11 protein-coding genes and 1 tRNA gene are annotated in these 11,924 nt (G+C 72.0%); 6 read left to right on the top strand and 6 right to left on the bottom strand.

Annotation, left to right across the window (positions count from 1 at the left end):
* Positions 1-5 precede the first annotated feature (5 nt).
* On the top strand, positions 6-800 hold the full coding sequence (locus P5G59_RS00060) for a hypothetical protein (RefSeq protein WP_301214803.1): 795 nt from the start codon (positions 6-8) through the stop codon (positions 798-800).
* Between the two features lie 70 nt (positions 801-870).
* On the opposite strand, the gene P5G59_RS00055 is transcribed toward P5G59_RS00060, so the two are convergent.
* Positions 871-1,851: an aldo/keto reductase gene (locus P5G59_RS00055; protein WP_301214801.1), complete on the bottom strand. Its 981-nt coding sequence runs from the start codon at positions 1,849-1,851 to the stop codon at positions 871-873.
* A gap of 58 nt (positions 1,852-1,909) precedes the next feature.
* Positions 1,910-2,476 carry a TetR/AcrR family transcriptional regulator gene (locus P5G59_RS00050; RefSeq protein WP_301214799.1) on the bottom strand — a complete coding sequence of 189 codons (567 nt, stop codon included), beginning with the start codon at positions 2,474-2,476 and terminating at the stop codon, positions 1,910-1,912.
* Positions 2,477-2,532: 56 nt separating this feature from the next.
* Between P5G59_RS00050 and P5G59_RS00045 the strand changes: the two genes are divergently transcribed.
* The 3 genes from P5G59_RS00045 to P5G59_RS00035 all read left to right on the top strand — a co-directional run bounded on the left by P5G59_RS00045 (position 2,533) and on the right by P5G59_RS00035 (position 5,739).
* Positions 2,533-3,288 carry an SDR family NAD(P)-dependent oxidoreductase gene (locus P5G59_RS00045; protein ID WP_301214797.1) on the top strand — a complete coding sequence of 252 codons (756 nt, stop codon included), beginning with the start codon at positions 2,533-2,535 and terminating at the stop codon, positions 3,286-3,288.
* 78 nt (positions 3,289-3,366) lie between these two features.
* Positions 3,367-4,566 (top strand): acyl-CoA dehydrogenase family protein, encoded by a 1,200-nt coding sequence (locus P5G59_RS00040; RefSeq protein ID WP_301214795.1) that lies wholly within the window; start codon positions 3,367-3,369, stop codon positions 4,564-4,566.
* 63 nt (positions 4,567-4,629) lie between these two features.
* Positions 4,630-5,739 (top strand): aminopeptidase P family protein, encoded by a 1,110-nt coding sequence (locus tag P5G59_RS00035; protein ID WP_301214793.1) that lies wholly within the window; start codon positions 4,630-4,632, stop codon positions 5,737-5,739.
* Positions 5,740-5,767: 28 nt separating this feature from the next.
* Here P5G59_RS00035 and P5G59_RS00030 read toward each other — a convergent pair whose 3' ends face one another.
* Positions 5,768-6,187, bottom strand: coding sequence for a DUF3054 domain-containing protein (locus P5G59_RS00030; protein WP_301214791.1), 420 nt, complete (start codon positions 6,185-6,187; stop codon positions 5,768-5,770).
* Between the two features lie 171 nt (positions 6,188-6,358).
* Here P5G59_RS00030 and P5G59_RS00025 point away from each other — a divergent pair, with 171 nt between their 5' ends.
* Positions 6,359-9,244 carry an aminotransferase gene (locus P5G59_RS00025; RefSeq protein ID WP_301214790.1) on the top strand — a complete coding sequence of 962 codons (2,886 nt, stop codon included), beginning with the start codon at positions 6,359-6,361 and terminating at the stop codon, positions 9,242-9,244.
* Here the strand turns inward: P5G59_RS00025 and P5G59_RS00020 are convergent.
* Positions 9,183-10,136 carry a LysR family transcriptional regulator ArgP gene (locus P5G59_RS00020; RefSeq protein WP_301214789.1) on the bottom strand — a complete coding sequence of 318 codons (954 nt, stop codon included), beginning with the start codon at positions 10,134-10,136 and terminating at the stop codon, positions 9,183-9,185. The genes P5G59_RS00025 and P5G59_RS00020 overlap by 62 nt on opposite strands.
* 70 nt (positions 10,137-10,206) lie before the next feature.
* On the opposite strand from P5G59_RS00020, the gene P5G59_RS00015 reads away from it, so the two are divergent.
* Positions 10,207-10,806, top strand: a complete 600-nt coding sequence (locus tag P5G59_RS00015; RefSeq protein ID WP_301214788.1) for a LysE/ArgO family amino acid transporter — start codon at positions 10,207-10,209, stop codon at positions 10,804-10,806.
* A gap of 148 nt (positions 10,807-10,954) precedes the next feature.
* Here the strand turns inward: P5G59_RS00015 and P5G59_RS00010 are convergent.
* Together P5G59_RS00010 and P5G59_RS00005 are read right to left on the bottom strand one after the other, a co-directional pair.
* A tRNA-Ala gene (locus P5G59_RS00010) sits at positions 10,955-11,027 on the bottom strand.
* Between the two features lie 58 nt (positions 11,028-11,085).
* On the bottom strand, positions 11,086-11,685 hold the full coding sequence (locus P5G59_RS00005) for a hypothetical protein (RefSeq protein ID WP_301214787.1): 600 nt from the start codon (positions 11,683-11,685) through the stop codon (positions 11,086-11,088).
* Between the last annotated feature and the right edge of the window lie 239 nt (positions 11,686-11,924).

The following is an 11,924-nucleotide window of genomic DNA, read 5'->3' as shown; positions in this document are numbered from 1 at the left end:
GCCGGATGCGCGCGGCGGACGTCGTCAGCCCTCTCCGCGGATTTCGTGTTCACCGCGACGACGATGACCTAATGGCACGGTTGCGCGCCTACGCCATGCACCGGCGGTTGGACTTCGCGTTCAGCCACTTCACCGCGGCGCGACTGCACGGGATCCCGCTGCCCCTGAACACACCGACCGATATCCACGTCAGCGTGCGTGCGCCCGGGCGAGCGCCGGCTGTCCGGGGATTCGTCGGGCATCAGCTCCGGCGCTGGGAGACGATCGACGTGGACGGACTGCCGGTCACGACCCCGGTGCAGACCTGGCTCGACCTTGCTCCCCTACTGTCGGTGGCGGAGCTCATCGTCGCCGCCGACTATTTGGTCGGGGCGAAGGTCGGGCGCACGACGCCCGCCGAGCTTCGCGATGCGATCGCACAATCGCAGGGACGGCGTGGGATCGCCCGCGTGCGCGAGGCGCTCCAACGGGTGCGGGTGGGATCGGAGTCTCCGGGCGAGACGCAGCTCCGCCTACTTCTGGTGAGCGCGGGACTTCCCGAGCCTGTGCTGAACCTCGACGTGCGCGATGCAACCGGCCATTTCGTGGCGCGCGTCGACATGGCGTACCCGGCCGCCGGCGTCGCGCTCGAGTATGAGGGAGACGTCCACCGCGTGGACCGGTACACCTGGATGAAGGACATCCGCCGCCGCGAGCAGGTCGAGGATCTGGGATGGCGGATGGTCCGGGTCACGGCCTCCGACCTCCGGAATCCCGAAACCCTCGTGCGTCGTCTCCGCCGCCTCCTGTGTCTTTCATGACTGGCCGGGTTGCACGTGGTGGCGGCTACTCGCGCCGAATAGCCGCCACACGTGCAACTCGGCGGGGCGGCTACCAGCGGGGGTGGACGGCGGCGCGGAAGTGGGTGTCGTAGATGCGGTGGACGGCCTCGTCGAAGCCCGCGGGCAGGCGAACGGCGCCTGCGGCGGCGTTCGCGCGCGCCTGCTCCGGCGAGCGGGCGCCCGGGATGACCGTGCTGACGCCGTCCTGTGCGACGATCCAGGCGATGGCCGCCTGCGCCGGCGTCACGCCGTCCGGCACGAGTTCCGCGAACTCGCGCGCGGCGGCGACGCCCTCCTCGAAGTCGACACCCGAGAAGGTCTCTCCGACGTCGAAGGCCTCGCCGTGACGGTTGTAGGTGCGGTGGTCGTCCGCCGCAAAGGTCGTGTCGGTGGTGTAGCGCCCACTCAGCAGCCCGGAGGCGAGGGGCACCCGCGCGATGATCCCGACGCCGGCCTCCCGCGCGGCCGGAAGCACCCGGTCGAGAGGCTTGAGGCGGAAGGCGTTCAGGATGATCTGCACCGTCGCCGTGCCGGGCCGGGCGATCGCGGCAAGCGCCTCGTCGACCGTCTCGACGCTCACGCCGTAGTTCTCGATCGCCCCCTCCTCGACCAGCGTGTCCAGCGCGTCGTAGACGGCGTCGCTCGAGAACACGGGCGTGGGAGGGCAGTGCAGCTGCACGAGGTCCAGACGGTCGACCCCGAGGTTGCGGCGGGAGCGGTCCGTCCACTCGCGGAACTTCGCGAGCGTGAAGTTTGCCGGATCCTGAGCCTCGCGCCGCCCCATCTTCGTGGCGACGGTCAGCGGCAGCTCGGGATGCTCGGTCACGAACCGCCCGATGATCTGCTCGCTCCGGCCATCTCCGTACACGTCCGCCGTGTCGAAGAAGGTGACGCCCGACTCCGCCGCGGCCTCGAGCACGGCGAGGGCGTCGCCCTCCGTTACGTCGCCCCAGTCCGCGCCGAGCTGCCAGGTGCCGAGTCCGACGACCGAGACCTCGCGGCCGGTCCCTCCGAGGATGCGCTGTTCCATGCTGCCCACCTTATGCCGGGTCGGCCGACGCCTCGGTGGCGGGCCCCTCCGCGTCGCCTCATGGCCACCACGCCGGGGTGAGCCGGCCGACCAGGGCGAGGAAGGCGTCCACGTCGCGCGGGCGCGGTCGGGTGAGCCAGACGTCGATCGCTCCGATGGTGCCGTCGGCGAGGTAGCGCGCGACGGCCCGGCGCTCGACCTCGTCGTCGGCGGGCACGACGAGGCTGTGCTGGTCGAGGAGCAGGTCGATGGACGCTTGGAAGTGCTCGCTGAGCATCGCGTGGAGGCTGGCGGCGCCGCTCTCTGCTCCGAGGCCCCTGCGGTACACGGCGTCGTACTCGTCGACGTGCCGGAGGACGGCGCGGGTGACGCCGACCACCGCGGCGGCCGCGTCCGCCGGGTCGACGTCGACGAGGTACTGCGCGCGCAGGTCGTCGAGCTCGCCCCGAAGCACCTGCTCCAGCAGGTGGGCGGGCGACGTCGCGTACTCGTACACGGTCGATCGATGGACGCCCGCGGCCGCGGCCAGCGCCGACACGGTGATCTCGGTCACCGGCCCCCGGGTCGCGAGGTCGAGCACCGTCGCACTCAGCCGGGCATAGGTCTTCTGCTGCCTCGCATCCACCGAACGATCGTACAATGACTTATCCGACAGCTGTCGGATAACGAAAGGAGATCTTCATGGCTCAGTACGACGTCGCCGACCGTTCCGCGATCGTGACGGGAGGCGGCTCGGGCATCGGCCGCGCCATCGCCCTCACCCTGGCGGCGAGCGGCGCCTCCGTCCTCGTCACCGACCTGAACGAGGAGCACGGCAAGGCGGTCGTCGCCGAGATCGAGGCGGCCGGCGGCACGGCCGCGGCGCTCGCCGGCGACGTGACCGACCCGTCCTTCGCCGAGGCCAGCGTCGCTGCGGCGACGCAGCTCGCACCTCTGCGCATCGCCGTCAACAACGCCGGCATCGGTGGGGCGTCCGCCCCGGTCGGCGAGTACCCGCTCGACTCGTGGCGCAAGGTCATCGAGGTCAACCTGAACGCCGTGTTCTACGGGATGCAGCCCCAGCTCGCCGCGATCGCCGCGAACGGCGGGGGTGCCATCGTGAACATGGCCTCCATCCTCGGCAGCGTCGGCTTCGCGAACTCGTCCGCGTACGTGACGGCGAAGCACGCGCTCCTCGGCCTGACGCAGAACGCCGCACTGGAGTACGCCGGCAAGAACGTGCGCGTCACGGCGGTCGGCCCCGGCTTCATCCGCACGCCCCTGGTCGCCTCGAACCTCGACGCCGACACGCTGAGCTTCCTGGAGGGCAAGCACGCGCTCGGCCGCCTGGGCGAGCCCGAGGAGGTAGCCGCGCTCGTCGCGTTCCTCGCCTCCGACGCCGCCAGCTTCATCACGGGCAGCTACCACTTGGTCGACGGCGGCTACACCGCCCAGTGATCGTCCACAGAAGCGGGACTTTCCACACCTTTCCGTGAGGGCTCCCGTGCCCGGTCACGCTCCCCTAGTGTGAGGAGCGTGACCGAGCACGACCCCGCCTCTGACCCGCACTCCGCCGACCTCACCCCCGCCGACCCGCTGAACGACGAGCTGCTGTCCCGCATCCGCTCGCGCGCCGCCGAGTACGACCGCGAGAACCGCTTCTTCACGGAGGACTTCGCCGAGCTCGCCGACGGCGGGTACCTCAAGGCTCTGGTGCCGACGGAGTTCGGGGGTCTCGGCCTCAGTCTGGAGCAGACGGCGCGCCTTCAGGTCCGGCTGGCGGGCGCTGCTCCGGCCACCGCGCTCGCCGTCAACATGCACCTGGTCTGGACCGGCATCGCCAAGACGCTGCGCGACCGCGGCGACGACTCGCTGGAGTTCGTGCTCCGCGAGGCCGGCGCCGGCGAGGTCTTCGCGTTCGGGCTCAGCGAGGCCGGCAACGACCTGGTGCTGTTCGGCTCGACGACCGAGGCGCGGCCGGAGCCCGACGGTTCGTACCGGTTCCACGGCCGCAAAATCTTCACCTCCCTCTCTCCCGCGTGGACGCGGCTCGGCACGATGGGCCTCGACAGCACCAGCCCCGACGCGCCGAAGATCGTGTACGGCTTCATCGAGCGCACGGGCGGCGGCTTCGAGATCCGAGAGGACTGGGACACGCTCGGGATGCGCGCGACCCAGAGCAACACCACCGTGCTGGACGGAGCACGGGCGGCGGCCGACCGGGTGGTCCGGCGGCTCGACCCCGGGCCCAACCCCGACCCGCTGGTGTTCGCGATCTTCGCGAACTTCGAGATCCTGCTCGCCGCCGTCTACACCGGTATCGGCGCGCGGGCGCTCGAGCTCGCCGTCGAGGCCGCGCACCGGCGCACCAGCCTCAAGAACGACGGCCGGAGCTACGCGAACGACCCCGACATCCGGTGGCGCGTGGCCGAGGCCGCGATCGAGCAGGATGCCCTGCTCCCCCAGCTGGATGCGCTCGCCCGCGACGTCGACACCCTCGCGTCGCACGGCGGCCTGTGGTTCCCGAAGCTCGTCGGGCTGAAGATCCGCGCGACCGAGACCGCGCGACGCGTGGTCGACCAGGCGGTCCGGGTCTCGGGCGGCTCGACGTTCTTCGCGGGCAGCGAGCTCGGTCGTCTATACCGCGATGTGCTCGCCGGAATCTTCCACCCGTCCGACGCCGAGTCGGCGCACAACACCGTCGCCACCGCGTGGCTGGGACCCGTCGAGGAGTGATCGCGGCCGCACCCGGGATGCGACCCCCAGCAGGCAGACGGCACGACGAGAAGGGCAGCGGACATGCAGGACATCACGGCACGGCATTTCGCCGAGCGGCTGGAGCGCGGCGCACGGCAGGCCGGCGCGGCCGGCTTCGACGGGCTCATCATCGCGCCGGGACCCGACCTCGCCTACTTCGCCGACTACCTCCCCGTCACGACCGAGCGGATCACGATGCTGGTGATCCCGGCGGACGGCGAGCCGACGATGCTGGTGCCTGCGCTCGAGCACGGCGGCGCGGCCGGGACGCGGGCGTCCGGGGCCATCCGGCTCGTCGACTGGGCCGACGGTCAGGACGAATACGTCCCGGCCGCACGGCTGCTCCGTGCGGAGGGACGCTACGCGATCTCCGATGCGACGTGGGCGATGCATCTGCTCGGACTCCAGCAGAAGCTACCGAGCGCCCGATTCGCCGCCCTCTCGCACGCGCTCCCGATGCTGCGGGCGGTGAAGACGGGCGACGAGGTCGATCGTCTCGCGGCCGCGGGAGCCGCGGCCGATGCGACCTTCGAAGACGTGCTCCGCCTGCCGTTCGCCGGTCGCAGCGAGCGTCAGCTGGCGGCGGAGCTCGACCGGCTCCTCCGCGAGCACGGTCACGAACAGGTCGACTTCACGATCGTCGCGTCCGGTCCGAACGGCGCCGACCCGCACCACGAGCCGGGCGAGCGGATCGTCGCCGAGGGCGACACGGTCGTCCTCGACTTCGGCGGCCTGCTGGCGGGCTACGGCTCCGACACCACCCGGACCGTCCACGTCGGCGAGCCCACCGACGAGGAGCACGAGGTGTACGAGGTGGTCAAGCAGGCGCAGCAGACCGCCTTCGAGGCCGTCGCGGTCGGCGTCCCCTGCCAGGAGATCGACCGGGCGGCTCGCCGGGTGATCCGCGAGGCCGGCTACGGCGAGTTCTTCATCCACCGGGTCGGCCATGGTATCGGCGTCACCACCCACGAGCCGCCGTACCTGGTCGAGGGAGAGGAGCAGCCGATCGAGGCGGGGATGTGCTTCTCCATCGAGCCGGGCATCTACCTGCCGGGCCGTTTCGGCGTCCGGATCGAGGACATCGTCGTCGCGGCGGAGGACGGCGCGCACCGGCTCAACAACTCCAGCCGGGAGCTGCACCTGGTCGGCTGAGACCGCCCGAGGTGCGGCTACGCAGCGGCTACCGCACGCTGCGGTCGACCGCGACGGCCGCCGCCGCGGCCGTCCGGGCGATCCGGCGCCGCCGGGCGAACGGGAGGGCGACCAGACGCCATCCCACCAGAAACGCGCCGAGCACCACCGCCGCGACGGCGATGAACGACGGCTCGACGCCCTGACCGGCGGAGGTGCGGATCAGCATCCCCAGCGCAACGGTCATCAGCCACACCGGGACGCCCGGCCACACGATGGCCAGCGGACGCCGCCACGCCCAGGTCACGAGCCAGCCGACCACGAGAGCGACCAGGAACGGCCACAGCGTGTCGAGCACTCCGGCGGCGGACGTGGTCTCGCCGTGACTGCGACGCCCGATCAGCACGAAAAGGGTCACGAAGGCCGCGTCGATGACGAAGGCGACGAGCGCGGTCCTCCAAGGCTTCACACGCCCCAGGCTACGCGGAGGCTCCCGTACGTTCGCTGGGCGGAAGCCGTGCTGATACCGACTGTGATGCACAATCGGCAGGTTGTCCACAGATGCGCTCCCCGTTCGACACGGCGTCGGCGCCCGCTCACTAGACTGACCTCGAAATCGCCGCCGAGCCCTGGAGCCCCGTTGCCGAACTTCGACTTCCTCACCCAGCCCGCGCTCCCCCGACCCGAGGTCACGGTGGAGCACGCGGCGGCGATCGCGGCCGCCCGGTTCGGGCTCGAGGGCGACATCGTCGAGCTGGGCAGCAACCAGGATCGCAACTTCCGCATCGACACCGGCGGAGAGCGCTTCGTGCTGAAGCTCGCCAACCCGGTGTTCTCCGCCGACGAGCTCCTGGCGCAGAACGCCGCCCTCGCGGCCCTCGCCGGCTCCGGCATCCGCATCCCCGAGGTCGTCGCCTCGGTCGACGGCGCCGAACTGGTGGAGGTCGAGGTCGCCGGCCGCACGCTCCTCGCGCGCGTGCTCCGCTACCTCGACGGCGAGCCGCTCACAGGCGTCGGCCGGCCGACCCGCGACCAGCTGCGCACCCTCGGCGCCCTCGCAGGCCGCGTCGCCGGAGGGCTGGCCGCGCTGACGCATCCCGGCCTCGACCGCACCACCCAGTGGGACGCCCGCATCGGCGGCGAGGTCGTCGACCTGCTCCTGGAGCACGTCGAGCAGCCGGCGAAGCGCCGGATCGTGCGCGAGGCGACGGATGCGGCCCTCGCGCGGCTGGAGCCCCTGCGCCAGCGCCTCCGCGTTCAGGCCGTCCACGGCGACGTCACCGACGACAACATCGTGCTCGGCGATGACGGACCGGGCGTGATCGACTTCGGCGACGTGTCCGACGGCTGGCTCGTCGCCGAGCTGGCCGCAACGGTCACAAGCGCCCTGCACCACGTTCCGGACGAGCCGCTGGCCGTGCTGGACGTGATCGAGGCCTTCCACGCCGAGGCGCCGCTCGACGACGCCGACCTGGCCGCGCTCTGGCCGCTGGTCGTGCTGCGGGGCGCGGTACTCGTCGTCAGCGGCGAGCAGCAGGTCGCCCTCGAGGCGGACAACGTCTACGCCGACGAGAACCGTGCCCACGAGTGGGTCGCCTTCGACGTCGCCCGGCGGCTCGACGCCGGTGAGTTCGAGACGCTCATCCGCGCCCGTCTGGCGAGCGCGCCGGCGCCCGCATCCACACCGCTCGGCCGCCTGGTCCCGCTGACCACGACTGCGGCCCACCTCGCCGACCTCTCCGTGGAGTCGCGCGACCTCGACGCCGGCGCCTGGCTGCGCGAGGATGCCGAAGACGTGGTGCTCGCCCGCGTCTGCCGCGAGCACGGTCACGCCGTCACGCGCTACGGCGAGGCCCGGCTGACCCGTAGCACCACCGACCGCTCGCTCCCGGACGCCACGGTCGCCCTGGCCGTCACGGTCGACGTTCCCGCGGGTCTCGACGTCACGGCTCCGCTCGCGGGCGAACTCGCCCTCGTCGAGGGCTCATGGCTCCTGCGAGGAACCGGCAGCAGCACCCGCACCGAGCTCTGGCTGGACGGCCTCGTCCGTCCCCTCACCACCGCCACCGTCGCGGCCGGCGAGGTCATCGGCACCGCGGTCCGGCTCACCGCCCAGCTGAGCACGCTCTCCGGTCACCGCCCGCCGGCCTTCGTCACCCCGGCCCTCCCGCTCTCCGCGTGGTCGGCCGTCTCCCCCGACCCGTCGGCCCTCTTCGGAGCTGACCTCGCCGTGGCCGCGCCCGACCCCGAGGCGTCCCTCGCCCGGCGGGACGCCACCTTCGCTCAGGTGCAGGAGCACTACTTCGCCCATCCACCGCTCATCGAGCGCGGCTGGCGCCACCACCTCGTCGACACCCGGGCGCAGACCTACATCGACATGGTCAACAACGTCACGCAGATCGGCCACGGGCACCCGCGCCTGGTAGAGGCCGTGCGCGACCAGTGGGCGCGGCTCAACACCAACTCGCGGTTCCACTACGACGAGCTGTCCCGCTTCACCGAGCGCCTGGCGGAGCTGGCGCCGGAGGGACTCGACACCGTGTTCCTGGTCAACAGCGGCAGCGAGGCGGTCGACCTCGCCCTGCGGCTGGCGCAGATCCACACCGGCCGGCGCACGATCCTCGCGGTGACGGAGGCCTACCACGGCTGGACGATGGCCTCCGATGCGGTGTCGTCCTCCCTCGGCGACAACCCGCGGGCGCTGGAGACGCGTCCCGACTGGGTGAAGCTCGTCGCCGCCCCCAACTCCCTCCGCGGAAAGCACCTCGGCCCCGATTCGGCGCCCGCCTACCTGGCCGATCTGGATGCGGACCTCGCCGCCCTCGACGCCGCCGGCGCCGAGGTGGCCGGCTACATCGCCGAGCCGGTCTTCGGCAACGCGGGCGGACTGATGCTGCCCGACGGCTACCTCGCCGGCGTGTACGAGCGCATCCGTGCCCGTGGCGGCGTCTGCATCGCCGACGAGGTGCAGGTCGGCTACGGCCGTCTCGGCCACTACTTCTGGGGCACCGAGCAGCAGGGCGCCGTGCCCGACGTCATCACGATCGCGAAGGCGATGGGCAACGGGCAGCCGCTGGGCGCGGTCATCACCCGGCGGGAGATCGCGGAGTCGTTCGCGGCCGAGGGCAGCTTCTTCTCCTCCGCCGGCGGAAGCCCGGTGTCGTCGGTCGTCGGCCTGACGGTGCTCGACGTGATGCGCGATGAGCACCTGCAGGAGAACGCGGCGACCGTCGGCGATCACCTCGCCGCCCGGCTGCGGGAGCTGGGCGACCGGCATCCCCTCGTCGGCGCGGTGCACGGCATGGGCCTCTACCTCGGCATGGAGCTGGTGCTCGATCGTGAGACGCTGAAGCCGGCGACGGCCGAGGCGGCGCTGGTGTGCGACCGGATGCTCGCCGAGGGCTGCATCGTGCAGCCGACGGGCGACTACAAGAACGTGCTGAAGATCAAGCCGCCGCTGTGCATCACGCACGAGAGCGCCGACCGCTTCGTGGACGCCCTCGATCTGGTGCTGGCGACGCTGTAGCCGCCGGGCCGGGCGGGGCCACGAGCGCCCGCGCCGCCTCGGCCGCGATCGCCTCGGCGACGGCGTCGAGCGCCGCCGACCGCAGCGACCACTGGTGCCAGTACAGCGGTACCCGCTCCACCCGGACGGGGTCGAGCACGACGAGCCGCCCCTCGGCCACCAGCCGGTCCGCCTGCAGGTCGGGCAGCATCCCCCAGCCGAGTCCGAGGACGGCGGCGTCGACGAACTGCGTGGACGCCGGGATGTAGTGCCGCGGCGGACGCGCGCCGGGCGCGAACCCGTCCAGGTAGCGGTCCTGCAGCGCATCCTTGCGGTCGAACACCAGCACGGGTGCCTCGGCCGCAGCCTCCGGTGTCCAGCCGTCGGGGCACAACCGCTCGACGAACGCCGGGGCGGCCGTCGCCCGGTAGACCATCTCGCCCAGCGGGCGGGCGATGCAGCCCTGCACCGGCTCCGGGTCGGAGCCGATCGCCGCCATGGCGGTGCCGTCGCGGAGCCGGTCGAGCGTGTGCTCCTGATCGTCGAGCACGAGCTCGAACCGGATGCCGTCCACACGCGCCAGGGCCGGGAGCACCCAGGTCGCGAGCGAGTCGGCGTTGACGACGAGCGGCACGACCGCGCCGACCGCTTCGTGCTGTCCCGCCAGCGCGGCCTCCGCCTCGCTCTCGAGCAGCGCCAGCTGACGCGCGAGGCGCAGCAGCACACTGCCCGCCTCCGTCGGCTCGACCGGCTTGCTCCGCCGCACCAGCACGCGCCCGCTCTGCTCCTCCAGCGCCTTGATGCGCTGGCTCACCGCGGACGGTGTGACGTGCAGGGCTGCGGCCGCAGCCTCGAAGGTCCCGGCGTCCACCACGGCGGCGAGGGCGCGCAGCTGATCGGCGTTGGCGGACACCTAAGCAACCCTAATGCTCGGTAAGAAAGATGAGCTGTACTTAGCGGGAACGCGTCCCTAGCGTCGAAGGGTGTTCGCCACTTTCGTCACGGGCCTCGGCTCGGCCGCCTCCCTCATCATCGCCATCGGCGCGCAGAACGCGTTCGTGCTGCGCCAGGGGCTCCGCCGCGAGCACGTCCTCCCGGTCGTGCTGATCTGCGTGCTGAGCGACGCGGTGCTCATCGCCGCGGGCGTGGCAGGGATCGGCGTGCTGGTGAAGCAGGCTCCAGTCGCTCTGACGATCGTCCGCTGGGCGGGCTTCGCGTTCCTGCTCGGCTACGCCGTGTTCGCCGCACGGCGGGCGTTCCGGCCGCAGGCGCTGAATGCGGCCGGCGCGGTCGCAGGCTCGCTCGCTGCTGCGGTCGGCACATGTCTTGCCATCACCTGGCTGAACCCGCACGTGTACCTGGACACGGTCCTGCTGCTCGGCTCGCTGTCCGCCTCTCACGGCGATCCCGGCCGCTGGGTGTTCGGCGCCGGTGCTGCCACGGCGAGCCTGCTGTGGTTCTCGCTGCTGGGCTTCGGGGCACGGTTCGCCGCACCGGTGTTCGCCAGGCCGGTCGCGTGGCGCATCCTCGACGGCGGCATCGCCGTGCTCATGCTGGTGCTGGCCGTCCTACTGGTGCTCTGACACCGGTGGATGCCCGCGACTGCGGCGGTTCGGAACGAATGCGGCCGATCGCGCACCCGCGGACGTTCCGCGAGGGCGCAGTCGCTGCGGGAGAGTCGCGCCGGACAAGCAGAAAGGCCGCCCGAGCGGGCGGCCTTTCCGGTACCGGTGGAGCTAAGGAGATTCGAACTCCTGACCTCTTCGATGCGAACGAAGCGCGCTACCAACTGCGCCATAGCCCCGGGGAACTGCTTAGAAACAATAGCACCTGACCGCGGTCGAGTCGAAATCGAGGGCGGCTCAGCTGGCGGCCCGGCGGCGGCGCAGGACCGCGTCCAGGTCCATGCCGGAGGCGCCCACCTCGTCCAGCACGCCCATGCTCGCGTAGCGGCTGGGAGCGGCCGTTTCGGCCACAGGAGCAGCAGCCGCGACGGACGCGACAGGCGCCACCGCTGCTGCAGGAGCGACCGGCGCCACGGGCCGCAGCGGCACGGGCGCAGGAGCGGGAGCGACGACCTCGGCCGCCTTGCGCTCGAACTCGGCGCGCGCGGCGGCGCGGCGGAGCTCTGCGGCGGCATCCACCGATGCCATGGCGGCCGCGGCGACCGTTCCCGGCGAGAGGTGAAGGGGCTTCGGGAGCGGTCGCGGCGTCCAGCTCTGGCGGAGCCGCTCCTGCACGGGCACGTCGTGCTGAGCGTCGTCGTACAGCTCGGGCGAGACCTGCGAGGTGCGCACGATCGGCTGCGCCGCGACCGCCGCACGCTGCGGGCGCGCGAGGCGCGCGAGCATCCAGCCGGACAGCAGCACGGCCGCGCCGGACAGCCCGGCCAGCAGCCACGCGCCGGTCTCGGCGGCGACCACGGCGCCGGCGACGAGCCCGGCGAGTCCGGCGACGAGCACCAGGGTGGAGAGAGCGCGTGCCCGGCGCAGCCGCCGGCGGCGTCGTCGTCGAGCGGAACGGGACCGTCGTCTCAGTCGGCGTGCGAGAAGGACCGATTCGTGAATGGTCTCGTCGGTAAGGATTGCTCTCTTCACTCGATGCGCCCGGGAATCGGCGTCTTGCATCGCGCGCCGCAGCAAGCGTCCAACCTACGCAAAGCTCGAAGCTAAAAACACTGTGACCTCGCGCTTACTCTGCC

This window comes from Leifsonia virtsii (assembly GCF_030433675.1).
Taxonomy (GTDB): Bacteria; Actinomycetota; Actinomycetes; order Actinomycetales; family Microbacteriaceae; genus Leifsonia; species Leifsonia virtsii.
The sequence above is the reverse complement of the archived record's forward strand: the minus strand, read 5'-3'. Positions and strand labels throughout refer to the sequence as shown.